Annotated in this window: 19 protein-coding genes; 11 read left to right on the forward strand and 8 right to left on the reverse strand. The window is 42.4% G+C overall.

All coding sequences use genetic code 11. The features are described from left to right. Genes trpCF through aroF form a run of 5 tightly spaced genes read right to left on the reverse strand, consistent with a single transcriptional unit; the run spans position 1 to position 5,668 of the window. Positions 1-1,383, reverse strand: a complete 1,383-nt coding sequence (gene trpCF / locus LP316_RS10010) for a bifunctional indole-3-glycerol-phosphate synthase TrpC/phosphoribosylanthranilate isomerase TrpF (RefSeq protein ID WP_193020845.1) — start codon at positions 1,381-1,383, stop codon at positions 1-3. 5 nt (positions 1,384-1,388) lie between these two features. Continuing rightward, positions 1,389-2,396, reverse strand: a complete 1,008-nt coding sequence (gene trpD, locus LP316_RS10015) for an anthranilate phosphoribosyltransferase (protein ID WP_193020846.1) — start codon at positions 2,394-2,396, stop codon at positions 1,389-1,391. A gap of 1 nt (position 2,397) precedes the next feature. After that, a complete protein-coding gene (locus tag LP316_RS10020; protein WP_193020847.1) occupies positions 2,398-3,030 on the reverse strand; it encodes an aminodeoxychorismate/anthranilate synthase component II in 633 nt (210 codons plus the stop codon). Between the two features lie 2 nt (positions 3,031-3,032). Then, positions 3,033-4,658, reverse strand: coding sequence for an anthranilate synthase component 1 (locus LP316_RS10025; RefSeq protein WP_193020848.1), 1,626 nt, complete (start codon positions 4,656-4,658; stop codon positions 3,033-3,035). After that, on the reverse strand, positions 4,655-5,668 hold the full coding sequence (aroF, locus tag LP316_RS10030; RefSeq protein WP_193020849.1) for a 3-deoxy-7-phosphoheptulonate synthase: 1,014 nt from the start codon (positions 5,666-5,668) through the stop codon (positions 4,655-4,657). The genes LP316_RS10025 and aroF overlap by 4 nt, the downstream gene beginning before the upstream one ends. Before the next feature lie 345 nt (positions 5,669-6,013). On the opposite strand from aroF, the gene LP316_RS10035 reads away from it, so the two are divergent. Next, positions 6,014-6,889, forward strand: coding sequence for a PHP domain-containing protein (locus tag LP316_RS10035; protein WP_193020850.1), 876 nt, complete (start codon positions 6,014-6,016; stop codon positions 6,887-6,889). A 52-nt stretch (positions 6,890-6,941) separates the two neighbouring features. On the opposite strand, the gene LP316_RS10040 is transcribed toward LP316_RS10035, so the two are convergent. After that, the gene (locus LP316_RS10040; RefSeq protein ID WP_193020745.1) at positions 6,942-8,138 is read right to left on the reverse strand and encodes an IS4 family transposase; all 1,197 of its coding nucleotides are present in this window, start codon (positions 8,136-8,138) and stop codon (positions 6,942-6,944) included. A 141-nt stretch (positions 8,139-8,279) separates the two neighbouring features. Further along, positions 8,280-9,098, reverse strand: coding sequence for a crotonase/enoyl-CoA hydratase family protein (locus tag LP316_RS10045; RefSeq protein ID WP_193020851.1), 819 nt, complete (start codon positions 9,096-9,098; stop codon positions 8,280-8,282). A 261-nt stretch (positions 9,099-9,359) separates the two neighbouring features. Between LP316_RS10045 and LP316_RS10050 the strand changes: the two genes are divergently transcribed. From LP316_RS10050 to LP316_RS10085, 8 genes are all read left to right on the forward strand, one after another. Beyond that, positions 9,360-9,980, forward strand: a complete 621-nt coding sequence (locus LP316_RS10050; protein WP_193020852.1) for an L-threonylcarbamoyladenylate synthase — start codon at positions 9,360-9,362, stop codon at positions 9,978-9,980. 4 nt (positions 9,981-9,984) lie between these two features. Then, on the forward strand, positions 9,985-10,809 hold the full coding sequence (locus LP316_RS10055; RefSeq protein ID WP_193020853.1) for a segregation and condensation protein A: 825 nt from the start codon (positions 9,985-9,987) through the stop codon (positions 10,807-10,809). Continuing rightward, the gene (scpB, locus tag LP316_RS10060) at positions 10,809-11,393 is read left to right on the forward strand and encodes an SMC-Scp complex subunit ScpB (RefSeq protein WP_193020854.1); all 585 of its coding nucleotides are present in this window, start codon (positions 10,809-10,811) and stop codon (positions 11,391-11,393) included. Before LP316_RS10055 ends, scpB begins: the two co-directional genes overlap by 1 nt. A 35-nt stretch (positions 11,394-11,428) precedes the next feature. Next, positions 11,429-12,292: a 23S rRNA pseudouridine(2605) synthase RluB gene (rluB, locus tag LP316_RS10065; RefSeq protein WP_193020855.1), complete on the forward strand. Its 864-nt coding sequence runs from the start codon at positions 11,429-11,431 to the stop codon at positions 12,290-12,292. An 86-nt stretch (positions 12,293-12,378) separates the two neighbouring features. Next, complete coding sequence (gene rnd / locus LP316_RS10070; protein WP_193020856.1) at positions 12,379-13,524, forward strand: ribonuclease D; 1,146 nt, start codon at positions 12,379-12,381, stop codon at positions 13,522-13,524. Between the two features lie 96 nt (positions 13,525-13,620). Next, entirely contained in the window at positions 13,621-13,905 is a 285-nt protein-coding gene (locus tag LP316_RS10075) for a YcgL domain-containing protein (RefSeq protein ID WP_193020857.1), read from the forward strand. A 1-nt stretch (position 13,906) separates the two neighbouring features. Next, complete coding sequence (locus LP316_RS10080; protein ID WP_193020859.1) at positions 13,907-14,938, forward strand: lytic transglycosylase domain-containing protein; 1,032 nt, start codon at positions 13,907-13,909, stop codon at positions 14,936-14,938. Between the two features lie 11 nt (positions 14,939-14,949). Next, positions 14,950-15,498 (forward strand): YcgN family cysteine cluster protein, encoded by a 549-nt coding sequence (locus LP316_RS10085; RefSeq protein ID WP_193020860.1) that lies wholly within the window; start codon positions 14,950-14,952, stop codon positions 15,496-15,498. A 27-nt stretch (positions 15,499-15,525) separates the two neighbouring features. Here LP316_RS10085 and LP316_RS10090 read toward each other — a convergent pair whose 3' ends face one another. Beyond that, positions 15,526-16,047: a gamma carbonic anhydrase family protein gene (locus tag LP316_RS10090; RefSeq protein ID WP_193020861.1), complete on the reverse strand. Its 522-nt coding sequence runs from the start codon at positions 16,045-16,047 to the stop codon at positions 15,526-15,528. Positions 16,048-16,324: 277 nt separating this feature from the next. Here LP316_RS10090 and LP316_RS10095 point away from each other — a divergent pair, with 277 nt between their 5' ends. Both LP316_RS10095 and pntB read left to right on the forward strand, forming a co-directional pair. Further along, positions 16,325-17,866, forward strand: coding sequence for a Re/Si-specific NAD(P)(+) transhydrogenase subunit alpha (locus LP316_RS10095; protein ID WP_193020862.1), 1,542 nt, complete (start codon positions 16,325-16,327; stop codon positions 17,864-17,866). A 15-nt stretch (positions 17,867-17,881) separates the two neighbouring features. Further along, positions 17,882-19,279: a Re/Si-specific NAD(P)(+) transhydrogenase subunit beta gene (gene pntB / locus LP316_RS10100; RefSeq protein WP_193023874.1), complete on the forward strand. Its 1,398-nt coding sequence runs from the start codon at positions 17,882-17,884 to the stop codon at positions 19,277-19,279. The last annotated feature ends 92 nt before the right edge of the window (positions 19,280-19,371 follow it).

Here is a 19,371-nt window from a genome sequence, read left to right on the forward strand (position 1 = left end):
TTAATAATTCCGAATGTTTTTGAACACCGCAGCTATCATTGCTGAGCATTTGTGTCCTGGGCTTGATTCTACGCCCGAATTAATATCTAAACCTAATAAATCTAGGTTGTTCATGGTATCTATTGCTGTTGAAATATTCTCACAGTTAAGCCCGCCAGCTAACATACACTTAGTTAAATCGAGCTCACTTTGGTGTAACGCTTGCCAATCAAACTGCTCACCCGAGCCACCTTGCTTGTTGTCTAAAATAAAACGTGAAATGTTTGGGTTGGCGCTTAGTGAAAAGTTGTGATCTTTCACACTAACTGCTTGCCAAATTTGCGTGTTTACGGGCAAACTTTTTCTTAATTCATTGATATAGGCATCATTTTCACTACCGTGAAGTTGCACTGCAAATAAGTTCAACGTGTTAGCTAACGCTGCAACGGTTTCTATTTCGTGGTTAACGAAAACACCAACGTAATTGAGGCCGCTCACTTGCTCGGTAATGGTTTTAGCCATTGCTTCACTTACAAAGCGAGGTGATTTCTCAGCAAAGATCAAACCGCCGTATACACCACCGTTTGCTAATACCGCGCTGGCACTTTCAGGTGAGGTTAAACCGCAGACTTTGTTTTCACCGAAGATCAGCTGTCGACAAGCTAAGTCAATATCAGCTTGCGCCATGATTGAGCTGCCCACTAAAAAGCCATCTACTGCAGGGGCTAACTCGCGAACCTGCGCATTGGTGTATATGCCCGACTCTGAAATCACTAAAGTGCCATCGGGTAAATGTGGTGCATAATCAAACGTGCGAGAAATATCGGTGGACAGATCGCGCAAGTTACGATTATTAATACCAATTAACTTGGCGTTAAGCTTGATCGCTCGCGCCATTTCTTCGGTGTTGGATATTTCCGTTAAGATTGCCATTTGGTAGCGTTCGGCAATTTTCGCCAGTTCAATATATTCTTGATCTGTTAACACGCTAAGCATCAATAAAATGGCGTCGGCGCCTAAATGACGAGCCAAGTAAACTTGGTAAGGCTCAAAGAAAAAGTCTTTATTGAGCACTGGGCAGTCAACAGTTTCACAAACGGTTTTTAAATACTCATACTTGCCTTGAAAGTACTTCTCATCGGTTAGTACCGAAATCCCTGCCGCGTATTTGTCGTAGATTCGGCAGATATCTAGTACGTTAAAGTCATCGCGAATTAACCCTTTAGACGGTGACGCTTTTTTACATTCCAAGATAAAGCCTGCTTCAGGCTGTGATAAGCTGGCATATAAATCTTTAGTGCTTGGCGTTAAGCTGCCAATAAAATCTTCTAACGGATTTTCTTGCTTATAAGTTGCCATAAAAGCGCGTTTATCTTCGACAATTTTTTCTAAAATATTGGCCATTAAAACTATCCTTGTGAAACTTCAACATATTGCATGAGCGTGCTGTAACCTTTGCCACTAGCGAGTGCTTCAGCGGCAAGCTCGGCGCATTTTACTAATGAGTCAGCTTTGTTGTGCAAATACAAAATGGCTGCCGTGTTGATTACAACCGCGTTGTTATGCGCTACTTGGCCATTGCCTTGTAAAATAGCTTTAATGATATTGGCATTTTCCTGCGGTGTGCCGCCTTTGATATCTTCCAGCGTTGCCTCAGCTAAGCCAAAATCTTGAGGAAAAATTTGCTTTTCAACAAGCTTACCGTTTTCAATGGCAACGATTTGAGTCGTGCCGTGTAAGGCGATTTCATCTAAGCCGCTACCGTGAACAACCCAAGCACTTTCGACACCGGTAATTTGTAGCGCGCTTGCCATGGTATGCAGTAACTCAGGCGTATAAACACCTAATAACATGGTTTTTGGCGCAGCAGGGTTAACCAGTGGCCCAAGAATATTAAACAGCGTGCGTACACCCATGGCTTTGCGCACGGGGGCAGCGTGTTTAAAACCGCTGTGATAAGCAGGGGCAAATAAGAAACAAAAGTTGGTTTGGCTTAAACATTTTGCCGCAACCTCTGGTGACATCGTTAAGTTGGCGCCAAATGCTTCGAGTAAATCCGCTGAGCCAGACATCGATGATACGCTGCGATTGCCGTGCTTTGCCATTTTTACGCCACAGGCGGCGGCTAAAATTGCTGCCGTGGTTGAAATGTTAATGGTATTGGCACCGTCACCACCGGTACCCACGCAGTCGGTCACGTCAAAATCGACTGTTGGAAAGGCGGTCGCCGACTGGCGAACCGCAATGGCTGCACCGCCAATCTCACTCGGAGTTTCACCTTTTATTTTTAACGCGGTTAATACGCTAGCCAGCAGTTCTGGTGCTACTTGGCCGGTGATCATTTGTTGGAAAAAATCTTGCGCTTGTTGTTGCGATAAACTTTGGCCTTCAATGAGTTGTTGTAAAACGTCGCTCATATTAGCAGCTCCCTGTTAATAGCGTTTCGGTATGCTTTGCCGCTAAGTAACTCATCGCTTGCTTGAGTAGGGCAGAGCCATAATTGGTTAAAATTGATTCGGGGTGAAATTGAAAGCCAATAATGGCTAACGTTTTGTGCTCAATGGCCATGACAATATCATCAGTTTTCGCCGTTGTGATCAGTTGCTCCGGCATTTTTGTTGCCATTAATGAATGATAACGAGCGACCGATAATGGATTAGCAATACCTTCAAACGCGCCTGTTTGACTGTGCTCGACCATAGATGCTTTACCGTGAACAATGGCATTTGCTCGGCCAACTTCACCACCAAAGTGCTGGACTAAGGCTTGATGGCCTAAACAAATACCGATAATTGGAAACTTACCGGCGACTTTTTCAATCAACGCCATTAAACAACCGGCTTGGCTTGGGTTACCTGGGCCTGGTGAGAGCACTAAAATAACATTTTCACCGGTGGTTTCTTGGTGTTCACACATTTTATTAAAAATAAAATCGGCACTTAAGGTGTTGCGATAAATTTCAGGTTTAAAGCCTAGCTGATAAAATTCGTCTACTAGGTTGTAGGTAAACGAATCTAGGTTGTCGAGCATAAAGATTTTGTCTTGTTTCATATCTACTGCTCCTGCTTGTCAAACGTAAGGTTTGATACTAGCGACGTCGTTTGTGCTTGTAATAGCGCGCCAATTACCGCTTGTGCTTTTTGACGAGTTTCATCGGCTTCCGATTGTGGCACTGAGTCGTAGACTACACCAGCACCTGCTTGAACATGTGCCGTATTATCTTTAACAAAGGCTGAACGAATCACGATACAGGTATCCATTTCTCCTTCACCTGTCATGTAGCCGACTGCGCCGCCATAGCTACCACGGCGTTTTTGCTCCACTTGGCGAATTAAACTTGTCGCTTTTACTTTTGGTGCGCCAGATAGTGTCCCCATATTCATACAGGCTTGGTAGGCGTGTAGGGCATCTAATTCGGGGAGTAGGGTGCCGCAAACACGAGAAACTAAATGCATGACATGTGAATAACGATCTACTTTTAGCAAATCGGCGACATGGCGCGAGCCGCCTTGGCTGACTCGTGCAATATCGTTGCGTGCCAAGTCAACTAACATAATATGCTCTGCAAGTTCCTTTTGGTCTTGTCTTAGCTCAAGCTCAATTCTGCTATCTAGATCAAGAGCAATACTACCATCGGCATTTTTACCGCGCTGACGAGTACCTGCAATTGGATAAAGCTCAACTTGGCGAGACTTTTGTTGATATTTCAACGCCGATTCTGGCGATGCGCCAAACAAACAAAAGTCTTGGTCTTTTAAAAAGAACATGTAAGGACTAGGGTTACTTTGTTTCAACAAAGCGTACGTTGTTAGTGGTTTTTCACAGGGTATTGAAAAAGTACGAGAAGGCACGACTTGAAAAATATCACCAGCGCGAATGTTTTCTTTTAATTGCTCGACGATATCGCAAAATTGCTGATCACTAATATCAACTTCTGGAGCTACTGCTGTTGGCGTATGCTTTAGCGATTCAACAGTTGCGCTAATAGCTTCACTGAGTGTCCCTTTGATTTGCTGGATCCGACGGCTCGCTTCAAAGTAGCATTTTTGCTGCTCAGGGCCAGAAAAGACTTGGCTAATAATATCGGTGGTGCGTTTTTCGTGATCGATAACAATCACGTTTTCCGCGAGATAATAAACATAATCTGGGCAAGTATTTTCACCACTTTCAACTTCTGGCAAGTCTTCGGCGATAGCCATTAAGTCAAAGGCAAAAACGCCACCTAAAAATACGGCAAGTGGGTGATGGCTTTCATTGTTAAGTTGATTGAAAATACGCAACACTTGAAACGGGTTAGCGGCTTTTAAGCGGGTTAACTCATCAACTTCGGCATGAGCTTTTTCAAAGGTGACAGTTAAAACGTTCGCATTAAGCTCACATGTTGCGTCATTTTCTAATGCTTGGTGGGCAAAGGCGATCGCACTTTGGCCGTTAATACTTAAACTTGTTAACTTAACTTGATGACCATTACACTCGATGCGAACTGCCGCATGGGTTAACAGCAAACTTTTAGTTTGTTGTTTGTTATCTATTTCGGCAGATTCAAGCAATAAACTATTGTTTAAGTCACCGCACAGCGCTTGATAAACCGCAAGCGGATCACTTTGGTAGCGCGCTGTACTCGTTAGGGTTGAAACCGAGCCAATCTCGGTGTTGATGTTGGCAAATCCTCCACTCATAGTTGTTTCCCTGCTGCCGAGATAAATGGTTTTATATCGGCCATCAACTGAGCAAAATCATCGGCAGTTAACGCTTGATGACCATCTGACAACGCTTCTTTCGGGTTTAAGTGAGTTTCAACAATAATACCATCGGCGCCAACCGCTGCTGCCGCTCTTGAAAGTGGATTAATTAATGATTTAACGCCCGTACCGTGTGATGGATCAACCAATACCGGTAAATGGGTTTTTTGTTTTAATAGCGCAACGGCATTTAAATCGAGGGTATTACGGGTTGCTGTTTCAAAGGTGCGAATACCGCGCTCACATAAAATGACGTTAGGATTACCGGCATTAATAATGTATTCAGCGGCTAATAACAGCTCTTCAATCGTTGCGCTCATACCGCGCTTCAACAACACGGGCTTGTTTTGTTTGCCAACGGCCTCGAGCAAGCGGAAGTTTTGCATATTGCGAGCACCGATTTGGTAGCAATCGATATACTGCGCCATTAAGTCGGCATCACTTGGGTCGATAATTTCAGAAACAACGGGTAAGCCGTAAATGTCTTTTGCTGATTTTAGTAGTTGTAAACCTTCTTCGCCTAAGCCTTGGAAACTGTATGGGCTGGTACGTGGCTTAAAGGCACCTCCGCGCAGTAAAGGCACTTGTTGGTTTTTTAGCATTTCGGCAATGCCAAAAAGCTGATCTTGGCTCTCGACCGAGCATGGTCCAGCAATTATTGTAAAATTACCGCCGCCGACTTTTACGCCGCCAAGAGAGACAATACTGTCGTGGGCTTGGAGCTCTCGAGAAACGAGTTTATAGGGGCTGAGAACGGGTTTAACTTCATCAACCATTGGATAGCTGTCTAAATGAAGTTGGCGAAGAATACGCTCATCACCAAGCGCGCCAAGTACGGTGCGTTCAACACCGGGCATATAAAGTGGTTTTAATCCCAAACTTGAGATTTTATCTAATATTTCGTTAGCGTCTTGTTCAGTAGCTTGTGGTTTTAATACGATAATCATAAATAATCCTTAATTTTATAAAATAAAAACGAGTCAGCCTGCGTAGATTGGCTGAAGCCACCAGATGAACCAGCTTTTAACCTTAGTTGTTAACATTGTTAATTCCTAATATGCTTAAAAATCAATGAGTAAAAAACAAAAAAGCCCACTTTAAAAGTGGGCTTTTTTGAAAAAATTTGCGTACAAGCAACTCTCACAACCCACTTACGTGTTGTTGTGCCACCACCAAATTGTGTTATGTGATACTGAGTTTGAAATAGTCATTGCTTGTAATTTTCGTTTCCAAGTACGTTGATTCAACGTAGAATTGCGTTAATGCCTATATGAAAAGCTATTTTAAATTAGATGTCAACAGCTTCAATCCAATTAAATCGTCAGCAGCGTATCGACTTGCACAGCCATACGACATGCTCTGATGGTAAATTTACCGCGACCGAGCTCGTTGATAGGGCGGTAAACTTTCAACTCGACGTATTAGCCATTACCGATCACGATTCGATTGACGCATTAGCTAGCGCAAAAAGTTATATTCAAGCAAACCAATTACCACTGAAAATTATTAATGGGGTTGAAATATCTACCCGTTGGCATGGCTTTGAAATTCATATTGTTGGTTTGAATTTTGATCCAAATAATTCTGCTCTGAATGCGTTACTTGAACAGCAAGCTCAGGCACGTGAAGAACGCGCGATTAATATGGCAGTCAAACTCGAAAAATGTGGTTTTGTTGGTATTTATGACGATGCCAAACAGCTAGCGAAAGATGGGACGATTACCCGCTCGCATTTTGCCCAAGCGCTGTATAATCGTGGCGAAATCAGCAAATTACAGTCCGCGTTTGATAAGTATATCGGCAAGAATAAACGCGCATTTGTTAAATCTGCGTGGTGTGATTTGCAAACCGCGATTGAGACCATTCATCAGGCTGGCGGCAGTGCAGTGATGGCGCACCCCATTCGATATGATATGTCGGGTAAATGGCGTAGAAAGTTGATCATTGAATTTAAATCCTTAGGTGGCGATGCCTTAGAAATTGTTCTGCCGCAAATGAACCCAGATCAGCGCCGATTAATGCTTTCTTATTGCCAAGAGTATGAGCTAAAAGCTTCACTTGGCTCAGATTTTCACTACCCAACACCGTGGAGTGATTTAGGTAAGAACTTAACCTTGCCTGAGGATTGCATTGAAGTGTGGAGTAACTGGGACAATATCCACCCATAAAAAAGTTGGGGTCAGAGTTATTTGACTCTGACCCTGAGGGATCCCCACAAATTTAAGCATCGCAAGTATTCCAGTAGGATATAACGCGATTTATTTGCTCAAAGGCCAGCCGAACTAAGGCTTTTGAGCACTTAAACCGCTTATCTCTTATCAGTCTTCGTCCAAGAAACGACAAGGACAATACGCGTTTATTACGTGTAGTGTTTGCTTGGTACCGTCTCGCAACTCGGCTAATCTCACCACAAACACCCACTATAATCGATAACCAATGAGCAATAGTTGTTAGCAATAATAGGTTGTTGAGTCTATGAGTTTTGTAGCTAAGGTGTAAGTTTAAACTAAAGCCATAGCGCTCACTTTTTACATCTCTAAACGCCTCTTCTTCCTGCATCCGTGTTTTATAAAGCTCAACAATACGCTTTGCTGTGTTTGAAGATGTTATGAGGGATGTAGCTAGTACCCAGGGCTCTCGCCCACTTTTAGCATGTTGTTTAGCAAGCTTACTTTTCCGAGGTAGCCCTTCATTATTCAATGATTTACGACCTTTAGATTTACTTTTATAAACAACAACGTTAACTGCTAATGGGTTAGTTTTAGTTATGTGTCCAATGAAGTATTTTGGTGTCGGTGTTGCAATTTCATGTAGCTTACTAATGTGCAACCATTGATTACCGGTGCAATTATAATAATTATTGCCACGTATACGTCCGATAAAATCCCAACCCAATTTGAGAATTTGTTTAAACCAAGGCACTTTAAAACCGCCATCTGTTACAATGACTGGTCTACAGCACGCAGGTAGTACTTGTGCAAGCGAGATTAAAAACGCTTTATGAGTCGCAGGCTTTTCCTTAGTAGCCATGCCGTGCACCTCTTCATAGACCGTAATACTACGACCATCCAAAGCAACAGATGCTCGAATTAGAAAATTACGCTTGCGATTATCTAAGTCTGACCAATCAACTTGAATGAGCGGGCGACTATAGGGAGATATGTGCAACGAAGTCATTTCCCTATATATATCAACACGTTCTCTATACAGATGCGCATTGGAGAGTAGTCTGTCAGCACGCTTAATTGAATGCTTTTCATAGGCACAACTATCAATACCACGTCCAATTGATGTCACGGTCGCAAAACTATCGAGTAGTAAGCTATCGACACAGCTTTTAATAGCCATTCGGCGCTTGGCGTGAATATTATTAGTGATCTTTAAAAAGGTTTGCTGCAAACTAGTGGTAACTTTCATGTGTGGTTATGGCTTTTCTTTTTGGCGATTGATCAGATCATCAACCGCCATGAAAGTTCCAAATTTTTAAAATAATATAACTGTTTGAAAAAATTAAATTATTTGTGGGGATGGCTCAGACTCTGACCCCCTTGTTGGTGATTAGCTGAAGTTGCGGTTTTGGTATGACTTTTTATCTTGGTTATCGCTAGCCATTTCTCGTTTAACGGCAATGCGTTGATTTTTACCCATCAACACCTTGATTTGATACCAAGACTCACGAAATAGCGCGAAACCAGCGCTTGACCACCATGATTTGCGATACAGTTTTTTAACAGCAGCCAGAGCGTCGGGCGATCGATTGAGTAATTCATCGGCCAATTGATGGGCATGAGCTGTAGGGTCGTCACTGACATGAGTAACTAAACCGAGTGTTTTTGCTTGCTCACCACTGATTTGTCGAGCGGTCATCGCTAACTCAAGTGCAACATCTTTACTGACTAACTCTCTCAGTGGCAACGAACCGCCCATATCGGGAATGAGCCCCCATTTTGCTTCCATTATTGACAAGTTGGCGTCAGGTTTAGCGATGCGAAAGTCTGCGCCAAGAGCGATTTGTAAGCCGCCGCCCCAACAAATACCTTGAATAGCACAGATTACCGGCACCGGCACTTCACGCCAACCAGTACAAACGTACTGTGCTTTATTAGCGATAAAAGGTGACCATTTTGCTAATAATTTTATGCCATTACTTGAGCTGGTTAATACTGATTTAACATCAAGGCCCGTGCAGAAATTGTCGCCATTACCTTGTAAAATAATAACGCGAACTCGCTTGTCTTTTTTTAATGATTTTATTGTTGCGCAAATCGCGTCAAACATTGGCATATCTAATGCGTTCCCTTTGTCTGGTCGGTTGAGGGAAACGGTCGCGATTCCTTTATCATCAAGGTTGACGGTTACTCTATTTTGTTTGGTCATTTCGGCATTTTTATGATTGGTCGTACCAGTAGGTTAATGGAATTTTAGCAAGAGGTGAAGATATTTAATTGGGATAGCTACGCGCTATCGTTAATAAATCGAATTTTTAATTAATTTAACGAGAAAAGTATCCACTTACCTTAATTATTCGATGCAAATCAGCTTATTTGCTGTTTTATTTGAAGATTATTACATACAATAAAGTTATCTATGTGGTGGGGCTTTCGATATTTTACCCGCCAAATTTGCCAAGGAATCATCATGAGTCAGTTTTTCTATGTTCACCCAGATAATCCGCAACAGCGCTTGATGAAACAAGCCGTTGCTATGATCAACGATGGTGCGGTTATTGTTTATCCGACCGATTCAGGCTATGCACTAGGTTGTCATTTAGGTGACAAAAAAGCGCTAGAGCGTATTTGTCAGATTCGCAATATCGATATGGATCATGACTTTGCTTTGGTTTGCCGTGATTTATCTGAATTATCTGATTACGCCAAAGTTGATAACACGGCGTTTCGCCTAGTTAAAAATAATACGCCCGGCGCATATACTTTTATTTTTAAAGCAACTAAAGAAGTGCCCAAGCGCTTGATGAACCCTAAAAAGAAAACCATTGGTATTCGTATTCCACAAAATAACATCGCTCAGGCCTTACTTGAGGAGCTCAATGAACCCTTGTTATCAACGACCTTGATCATGCCTGGTGCGGCAATGGCAGAGTACGATCCTGAGCATATTCGCGATATTCTAGAAAAACGCGTTGATTTAATCATAAATGGTGGCTATTTAGGCGAGAACCCAACCACGATAATTGACTTTAGCGAAGGTGAGGTTGAAATCATTCGCGAAGGTGAAGGTGATCCCGAGCCCTTTAGGTAGTGCGATGCAAGCTAATGAAGATAACAAGTCACCACATGGTGCCATGATCCAACAAGAATTGCCGCTTGCTTTTGTCAAAGGTGAAGCGGTGATCGAAAAGCCGCAAGACTTGTTTATTCCGCCCGATGCCCTTGAAGTCATTTTAGAAAGCTTTGAAGGGCCCCTTGATTTACTGCTTTATTTAATTCGCAAACAAAAATTCGACATTTTGGATTTACCGATAGCACCTATTTCTCAGCAATACATGCAGTATGTTGAAGTGATGAAAGACTTTAATATGGAGCTTGCGGCAGAGTACTTGGTGATGGCCGCTATTTTAGCGGAAATAAAATCAAGGCTGTTGCTGCCCAAGCAAGCGATTGAAGAAGATGAACTCGATCCTCGTGCAGAACTCGTTAGACGCTTACAAGAGTATGAAGTGTTTAAGCAAGCGGCGGAAAAAATCGATGAATTGCCAAGGTTAGAGCGCGATAACTTCACCGGCCAAGCCATGATGCCCGATGCCTATAAATTGCAGATACAATTACCCGATGTTGACCTACAAGAGCTCGTCTTTGCTATGCAAAGCGTACTTAAAAGAAGTGAAGCGTTTGAGCATCATCACATTCACAAAGAGGCCTTATCCACGCGCGAACGGATGAGTTTGATTTTATCGCAATTACAAACATCGCCTGAACAGATGTTAGATTTTGTGCAATTGTTCGATGTTAAAGAAGGCCGGGCAGGGGTTGTGGTGAGTTTTCTTGCGATTTTGGAGCTGTTAAAAGAATCGCTAATAAAATGTATTCAAACTACCGCTTTTGGTACAATTTCGGTTAAACTTGCCTGATGAAAAAAATTGATGATAAGCAAGTGGTTAAATTAATTGAAGCAGCAGTTTTTGTTGCCGATAAACCCTTGTCAAAAAATCAAATTAAATCAACGGTTTTAAGCCCGTATCAGGTAAGCTCGCAACAATTTAATCAGGCGATTACTCAGTTAATAGCCGATTATCAAGATCGCGGCATAAGATTTCTTGAGGTTGCTTCTGGTTATCGGTTTCAAGCTGTCGATGAAGTTGCACAAGAGTTATCTATTTTGTTTCAAGAAAAAGCGCCGAGGTATTCTCGAGCATTACTTGAAACTTTAGCGTTAATTGCCTACAAACAACCCATTACGCGCGGTGAAATTGAAGAAGTTCGCGGCGTAGCGGTGAGTAGTCACATAATGAAAACGCTACAAGATCGAGAGTGGATACAAGTTGTTGGCCACAAAGAAGTGCCTGGTCGGCCTTCGCTTTATGCCACAACCAAAGCGTTTCTCGATTATTTTTCGTTAACGTCGTTAGCTCAGTTACCTGAGCTAATGCCAGTTCCTACGATGAACTTGGCAGATGACCTAACTCCCATTAAAGAGTCAGCAGACAGTGCCTGATAAGGTAAGCACTACTGACGTAAGAGATAAAGACTATGTCTGAAAAGTTGCAAAAAGTACTTGCTCGCGCAGGAAAAGGCTCACGTCGTGAAATGGAGTCTTTTATTAGTCAAGGCCGAGTAAGCGTTGATGGTAAAACCGCCTTTTTAGGCGATCGTGTTGAAGGAACTGAGCAGATCCGTGTTGATGGTCACTTGGTCGCACTTCAGTCGAAAGATAAAGATATTTGTCGGGTATTGATGTACAACAAACCTGAAGGTGAGATGTGTACCCGTAAAGATCCCGAGGGTCGACCAACGGTATTCGATCGTCTGCCTAAGTTAGAAAATGGTCGCTGGATAGCCGTCGGTCGTTTAGATATTAATACCCAAGGCATGTTGTTATTTACCACTGATGGTGAACTTGCCAACCGCTTAATGCACCCATCGCGCAAAGTCGAGCGTGAATATGCCGTGCGCGTGTTTGGCGAAGTTGATGATGCGATGTTACAGCGCTTGCGCAACGGGGTTAAATTAGAAGATGGCCCAGCTAAATTCAATAAAATTACTTATCGCGGTGGTGAAGGGCGCAACCATTGGTTTCACGTTGTTTTAACTGAAGGTCGAAACCGCGAAGTACGACGTTTATGGGAAAGCCAAGACGTACAAGTAAGTCGTCTAATTCGCGTGCGCTACGGTGATATTCAATTGCAGCGTCAGTTGCCGCTTGGTGGCTGGGTTGAGTTAGGGATCAAAGACGTAAATTACTATCGCAAATTGGTTCAATTGCCGCCAGAAACACAATCAAAAGTGAAAGTGGATGAAAAAGCGATTGATAACGCCAAAAACAGACGTATTCGTCGTTCGGTGAAAAAACACCATATGCGTCAGCAACAGTCTAATCGCCGTCGCAGAAATTAACCGGGATGATTATCCTCGAATCTAAATGAGCACTTGCGTTATCAGTGCTCATTTTCTTTTAGATTACATTACAAAGCGTGTACTTGATGGAACATCAAATTTTTACGGTTGAAAGCCAAACCGAACTCGTAGAATTATGTCAACAACTTGCCGAAGAAAGCGTATTAGCGATTGATACTGAGTTTGTCCGCACGCGCACCTTATTTCCCAAACTGGGGCTGTTACAAGTTGGTAGTAGCCAGGTAACAGCCTGTATTGATCCGTTAGCGGTCGACGATTTAACACCGTTCTGGCAATTACTCACCAATAACAACATTTTAAAAGTGCTACACGCTTGTAGTGAAGATCTCGAGGTTTTTGCCACGAGTGGTAATATCACGATTAACAATATGCTCGATAGCCAAATTATGATGGCATTTCTCGATCACGGCATCTCGGTAGGGTATGCAGCGACTGTCAAACATTTTCTTGATGTAGAGTTAGATAAAACCGAATCGAGAACTGATTGGATCAAACGCCCGTTGAGCGATAACCAAATACAATATGCGGCAGCCGATGTTTATTATCTATACCGACTGTTTCCCAAATTACTGGCTGAAATCGAAGCGAAAGGCTATTTAACTGCGGTTGAGGAAGAGTCTTTGCAGTTAATCAACAAAAAAGCGCAAGTTATTGACCCAATGAGCTTATATCAAGATGTTAAGCTGAGTTGGAAACTAGCGCCAAGTGGCTTAAACCGCTTAAAACACTTAGCTAACTGGCGGTATATACAAGCGGTAAAGCGCGATTTACCGATTAGTTTTGTCGCTAAAGATCCAACCTTGTTTACCTTAGCCTTGCACGATCCAAAGAGTGTTTCAGCCATGCTCAACCTTGAAGGTTGTGATATGCAAGACGTTCGCTATAAAGGTAAAGCGATGTTAAATGTACTCAAAGCGGCTAGAGCCGATAGCCCAGATGATTATCCTGAAAAAATTGAGCGCCTTGATACTGCAGCCGGTTACAAACAAATATTTAAACGATTAAAAAACTTCTTATCGCAGCAGGCCGATGCTAACCAAGTACCGATGGCAGTACTTGCTTCGAAAAAACAGATGAATCAACTGCTAAAATGGCAGTTTAACCTCAATAATTATCGTCAAACTAACGAGCGTATCGACTTACTATGCGGTTGGCGTCACGCATTGATTGGCGAGCAATTAGCAAAATTTATTGCCAATAATTACCAATAATTTATATTACACCAACCCCGTTAAATTCTCGCTGAGTGAGTAAAAGTTTAACGGGATTGGTGTTACATTTTCTAATTTACGCGAAAGGTTATTTCCATGTTATGTGCGGTTTATAAAAGCCCGAAAAAAGCGCAAACCTATTTATTTGTTGAAAAACGAGATGATTTTTCTCGTGTCCCTGAACCATTATTGAATACATTTGGTAAACCAGTATTGGTTACCTTAGTTAATTTGGCGAAAAAAGATAAATTAGCTTTTGCCGACATCAACAAAGTAAAAACAGAGCTTGTCGACAACGGTTTCTATTTACAATTACCACCGCCACAAGAAGACTTATTAAAAGAGCATTTAAAAGCGCAAGGTCGTTCAGAATATGAGTAAAATGAATTCTTTAATTAAACTTATTGCGAGCTCAGCAATTGGATTAAGTGTTTCCTTCCACGCCATTGGTCAAGAGCAAAAGCCGACCTTTGAGCAATATATTGAGCAAATCAAGCAAGAAGCAATAGCCAAAGGTTACAGCGAACAATTTGTAGAAGATAGCTTTGCTAACGTCACTTTTCACAAACGCGCAGTAAAGGCAGATCGCAACCAACCTGAAACCGTTGAAACACTCGATACTTACTTACCCAAACGCGTGCCTGAGTGGAAAGTTAATCGCGCCCGTAAGCTTTATAAAGAAAATCAAGAGCTATTAACCAAAGTTGGTGAAGAATATGGTGTTCAACCGCGTTTTATCGTTGCACTGTGGGGCCTTGAAACCAACTTTGGCCGCATCATGGGTAACTATAATGTGGTTTCTGCACTATCAACGTTGGCCTATGAGGGGCGCCGTGAAGCCTTTTTCAAAAAGCAGTTATTCGCGGCACTACAAATTCTCGATGAAGGCCACATCAAAGTTGAAAATATGAAAGGCTCATGGGCCGGCGCTATGGGGCAAAACCAATTTATGCCGACCTCTTTTCTCGCCTACGCAGTTGACGGTGATGGCGATGGCAAAAAAGATATTTGGGGCAATAAAGCTGATGTTTTTGCATCAATGGCAAACTATCTTAAAACAGAAGGTTGGAATGACGCATTAACTTGGGGACGTCAAGTTAAATTACCTGACAACTTTGATGTTTCACAGGCTGTACCTCGCAATACGGGGAGTCGTAAAAACTGGCTAAAGGCCATGGATAGTTACGCTAAAACAATGGCTGAATGGCAAGCTTTAGGTGTGCGCCGCGCTGATGGTAGAGATTTACCAAAAGTCGATATCAAAGCGGCGATGGTTTTTCCCGATGATGAAAACGGCCGTGTCTATTTAGCCTACGACAATTACAAATCGTTAATGCATTGGAATTTTTCCTACTATTTTGTCAGTTCGGTTGGTGTGTTATCTGATCGCATAAAATTCCCGCCAATTGAATAGAGCATCTGTTAATGGCTAAAAACAAAGCGCGTAATAAAGCTAAATCACAAGGCTCAAAAGTAGTACCTTTTTGGGAAACCAAAACACTCGAAGAAATGAGTCGTGAGCAATGGGAGTCGTTGTGTGATGGTTGCGCTAAATGTTGTTTACACAAGTTTATTGACGATCCTGATGTCGATGAACAAGACGAGCTAAAGCCTACTGATCACATTAAAGATCACGAGCAGATGGTACACAGTTCGATTGTTTGTCATTTGTTAAACGATAAAACATGCCAATGTACTCAGTATGAAAAGCGCACGGTATTAGTACCTGATTGTGTGCGTTTAACGCAAGATAATATCGACGATGTTTTTTTTATGCCACCGAGTTGTACGTATCGCCGACTTAAAGAGGGCAGAGGTATGCCTTCTTGGCATCCGTTATTAAACGGCGGTAAAAAAACAAAAATGCATGCCGCCGGTATGTCGGTGCGTGGCAAAGTGGTTAAAGATAATGAAGTGTCATTAGACGATTTTGAAAAATATATCGTCACTTGGCCGTTAGACGATATCGACTAACGGCTTGGAGCGCTTTCAGGACAAAGTCTATTTTATTTCTGTTAACTGTTCAGCAAAAAACTGTGCATTGTTAACATAGTGATCAGCGGAGTGTTTGAGCAACGCCTGTGTTTTTTCATCTAATGGTTTAATGACTTTTGCCGGCGAGCCCAGTACCATGTGGCCGTCAGGTATTTCCATCCCCTCGGTAACGAGGGCGTTTGCACCAATCAAACAGTGCTTACCGATTTTAGCGCCGTTTAACACTACGGCATTCATACCTACTAAGCTGTTATCGCCTATCGTACAGCCGTGTAGCATCACTTTATGGCCTATTGTTACGTTAGTGCCAAGCGTTAGTGGGAATTTTTCATCAACATGTAAAATACTGCCATCTTGAATGTTCGTATTTTCACCTACCGTAATGGTATCGCAATCTGCCCGCATTACTACGTTAAACCATACACTGGCGTTTTTGTGTAACATCACTTGCCCAATTACCGCTGCTGTTGGTGCGATAAAACAGCTTTCATCGATAATGGGTTGATGCTCTGCAAGTTGGTAAATCATAATCTTCCTATCTATTTTTTTATTACTTTTATTGGCGCCATGGTAGAACGCTCGCCGCCTGTACAGTCATTTTAACGATCAATAATGAAAATAATATAAGTTAAAACAAAAATCGGTATATAAAACAGTCATAAAGTGGTAAAACATTAACCGCATGTGCTCAAAAATTACAATAAGAAACAAAGTACTAATCAAACAATAGGTACGATCGCATGCAAAATACCAATCGAGCGAATTGGTAGTTAATAATAATTTTCACAGGAACATAAGGTGCCTCATGAGAATAGGAATACCCAAAGAAACAATATCAGGGGAGAATCGGGTAGCCGCTTCACCCACCTCGATAAAAGCGCTGATCAATTTAGGTTTTGACGTTGTTGTTGAAAAAAATGCTGGTAAAAAAGCAAGTTTCAATGACAGTGATTTAGCCGATGCAGGCGCTACGATTTTAACGGCGGAAGAAACTTGGCAAAGCGATATTATTTATAAAGTTAACGCGCCTTCTCTCGAAGAAGTTGACTTAATGAAAGACAACGCCACCTTGGTAAGTTTTATCTCGCCAGCGCAAAATCAAGAGCTACTCGATGCGTTAAAAAACAAATCAATTAATACATTGGCGATGGATATGGTGCCTCGAATGACCCGCTCACAGTCACTCGATGCGTTAAGTTCGATGGCTAACATTGCTGGTTATCGCGCGGTAGTGGAAGCTACTCATCATTTTGGTCGTTTCTTAACAGGTCAAATTACCGCTGCTGGCAATTTACCCCCTGCAAAAGTAATGGTTATTGGTGCTGGTGTAGCTGGTTTAGCTGCCATTGGTACTGCTGGGAGCTTAGGTGCCGTTGTTCGTGCTTTTGATACTCGACCTGAAGTTAAAGAGCAGATCGAGAGTATGGGCGCAGAGTTTTTAGAGCTCGACTACGAAGAAGAGGAAGATGCTGGCTCAGGTGACGGTTACGCCAAAGAAATGAGTAAGGCGTTTATCGAAGCTGAAATGGCTTTGTTTGCAGCGCAAGCAAAAGAAGTTGATATCATTATCACAACGGCGATGATCCCAGGTAAACCAGCACCTAAGCTGATTACTGCTGAAATGGTTAAGTCGATGAAACCAGGCAGTATCATTGTTGATTTAGCCGCTGCGGGTGGTGGTAATTGTGAATTAACTAAGCCGGGCAAAGTGTCAACGGTTGCCGGCGTTAAAATTATTGGTTACACCGATTTAGTTTCGCGTTTACCTAATCAATCATCGGCACTTTATGCCAATAACTTAGTCAACTTAACTAAGTTAACGTGTCCTGAAAAAGACGGTGAGTTTGTTATTGATTTTGACGACCAAGTTATTCGCAATATGACGGTTGTTAATCAAGGTGAAATTACCTTCCCGCCACCGCCAATTCAAGTCAGTGCTGCGCCAGCTAAGCCTCAAGCTAAGCCAGAAGTGAGTAAAGTTGAAGAGCAGGAACCAACAGAGAAAGACAAGTCGAAAAAATACTGGGCGATGACCTTAGCAGCCGGTGTTTTTGGCTGGATAGCTAGTGTTGCACCCGCTGATTTTCTATCGCACTTCACGGTATTTGTTTTAGCTTGTGTGGTTGGCTATTACGTGGTTTGGAATGTCAGCCATTCACTGCACACGCCGCTAATGAGTGTTACCAATGCGATTTCGGGCATCATCATTGTTGGCGCTATCTTACAAGTTGGCAATGATAATTTATTGATCCAAGTGCTATCGGCGTTTGCCATTTTAATAGCCACGATTAATATCGTTGGTGGTTTTGTGGTGACCGACCGCATGTTGAAGATGTTTAGGAAGTAGGGGAGCACAATGGAAATTTCTCAAGGTTTAATTACCGCGGCGTATATTGTCGCGGCTCTGCTATTTATCTTTAGTTTAAGCGGTTTAAGTAAACAAGAAACAGCACAAGAAGGTAATTGGTACGGTATTGTCGGTATGACAATAGCCTTACTTGCAACCATTGCCGATCCGCGAGTTGACAATATTGGCGTGATTATTGTTGCTATGCTCATCGGTGGCACGATCGGCTTGAAACTGGCGAAAAAAGTTGAAATGACCCAAATGCCAGAGCTTGTTGCAATCTTACATAGTTTTGTTGGTTTAGCGGCGGTATTGGTTGGTTATAACAGCTATTTTGAAATGAAAGATAGTATGTCGGTAACGCTTACAGACGCGCAACATGTTGCACACAATATTCACCTAGTAGAAGTATTTCTCGGCGTGTTTATCGGCGCGGTAACCTTTACGGGTTCAGTGGTTGCTTTTGGTAAACTGCGTGGCGTTATTAATTCTGCAGCACTGATGTTGCCACATCGTCATAAAATGAACTTAGCGGCGGGTGTTATTAGCTTTTTATTGATGATCAGCTTTGTTAACCAAGGTGGCGTTAATACACCGCTATTTGTTATGACACTGATTGCATTGGTGTTTGGTTGGCATTTGGTGGCATCTATTGGTGGCGCAGATATGCCGGTAGTGGTCTCAATGCTTAACTCATATTCTGGTTGGGCAGCAGCGGCAGCAGGCTTTATGCTAAGTAATGATTTGTTAATTATTACAGGGGCGCTAGTTGGTTCATCAGGTGCGATTTTATCTTACATTATGTGTAAAGCGATGAACCGCTCATTCATTAGTGTTATCGCTGGTGGTTTTGGTACCGATGTTAAAGTTGATACCGATACTGATTACGGTGAACACGTGGAAATTCAAGCTGAGGGCGTTGCTGAGTTACTAAAAAATGCTAAGTCTGTAATCATCACACCCGGTTACGGTATGGCCGTTGCTCAAGCACAATATCCTGTCCACGAGCTAACCCAGAAGCTTAAAGGCATGGGCGTAGAAGTTCGCTTTGGTATTCACCCAGTAGCAGGGCGCTTACCTGGGCATATGAACGTACTTTTAGCTGAAGCTAAAGTACCTTACGATATTGTTTTAGGCATGGAAGAAATCAATGATGATTTTGCCGAAACTGATGTTGTACTCGTGATAGGTGCTAATGATACGGTCAATCCAGCTGCGGCTGAAGATCCAACGAGCCCAATTGCTGGTATGCCAGTACTTGAAGTGTGGCACGCAAAAAACGTTGTGGTATTTAAACGTTCAATGAATACAGGTTATGCCGGTGTGCAAAATCCATTGTTCTTTAAAGAAAACACGCAAATGCTTTTCGGTGATGCTAAATCATCAGTTGAAGACATTAGCAAAGCGTTATAAAACACTAGTTAGCTTAAAACCCGCCAAGTGCGGGTTTTTTTATGGCTATAAACGCTACAATTAACAAAATATTTATCAGATATAACAACTTG

The organism is Thalassotalea sp. LPB0316 (assembly GCF_014898095.1).
Classification (GTDB): Bacteria; Pseudomonadota; Gammaproteobacteria; order Enterobacterales; family Alteromonadaceae; genus Thalassotalea_G.

Excerpts from the sequence above, each read along its gene's own strand:
- trpCF (WP_193020845.1), bottom strand. The coding sequence starts at position 1,383 with ATGGCCAATATTTTAGAAAAAATTGTCGAAGATAAACGCGCTTTTATG.
- trpD (WP_193020846.1), bottom strand. The coding sequence starts at position 2,396 with ATGAGCGACGTTTTACAACAACTCATTGAAGGCCAAAGTTTATCGCAA.
- LP316_RS10020 (WP_193020847.1), bottom strand. The coding sequence starts at position 3,030 with ATGAAACAAGACAAAATCTTTATGCTCGACAACCTAGATTCGTTTACC.
- LP316_RS10025 (WP_193020848.1), bottom strand. The coding sequence starts at position 4,658 with ATGAGTGGAGGATTTGCCAACATCAACACCGAGATTGGCTCGGTTTCA.
- aroF (WP_193020849.1), bottom strand. The coding sequence starts at position 5,668 with ATGATTATCGTATTAAAACCACAAGCTACTGAACAAGACGCTAACGAA.
- LP316_RS10035 (WP_193020850.1), top strand. The coding sequence starts at position 6,014 with ATGTCAACAGCTTCAATCCAATTAAATCGTCAGCAGCGTATCGACTTG.
- LP316_RS10040 (WP_193020745.1), bottom strand. The coding sequence starts at position 8,138 with ATGAAAGTTACCACTAGTTTGCAGCAAACCTTTTTAAAGATCACTAAT.
- LP316_RS10045 (WP_193020851.1), bottom strand. The coding sequence starts at position 9,098 with ATGACCAAACAAAATAGAGTAACCGTCAACCTTGATGATAAAGGAATC.
- LP316_RS10050 (WP_193020852.1), top strand. The coding sequence starts at position 9,360 with ATGAGTCAGTTTTTCTATGTTCACCCAGATAATCCGCAACAGCGCTTG.
- LP316_RS10055 (WP_193020853.1), top strand. The coding sequence starts at position 9,985 with ATGCAAGCTAATGAAGATAACAAGTCACCACATGGTGCCATGATCCAA.
- scpB (WP_193020854.1), top strand. The coding sequence starts at position 10,809 with ATGAAAAAAATTGATGATAAGCAAGTGGTTAAATTAATTGAAGCAGCA.
- rluB (WP_193020855.1), top strand. The coding sequence starts at position 11,429 with ATGTCTGAAAAGTTGCAAAAAGTACTTGCTCGCGCAGGAAAAGGCTCA.
- rnd (WP_193020856.1), top strand. The coding sequence starts at position 12,379 with ATGGAACATCAAATTTTTACGGTTGAAAGCCAAACCGAACTCGTAGAA.
- LP316_RS10075 (WP_193020857.1), top strand. The coding sequence starts at position 13,621 with ATGTTATGTGCGGTTTATAAAAGCCCGAAAAAAGCGCAAACCTATTTA.
- LP316_RS10080 (WP_193020859.1), top strand. The coding sequence starts at position 13,907 with ATGAATTCTTTAATTAAACTTATTGCGAGCTCAGCAATTGGATTAAGT.
- LP316_RS10085 (WP_193020860.1), top strand. The coding sequence starts at position 14,950 with ATGGCTAAAAACAAAGCGCGTAATAAAGCTAAATCACAAGGCTCAAAA.
- LP316_RS10090 (WP_193020861.1), bottom strand. The coding sequence starts at position 16,047 with ATGATTTACCAACTTGCAGAGCATCAACCCATTATCGATGAAAGCTGT.
- LP316_RS10095 (WP_193020862.1), top strand. The coding sequence starts at position 16,325 with ATGAGAATAGGAATACCCAAAGAAACAATATCAGGGGAGAATCGGGTA.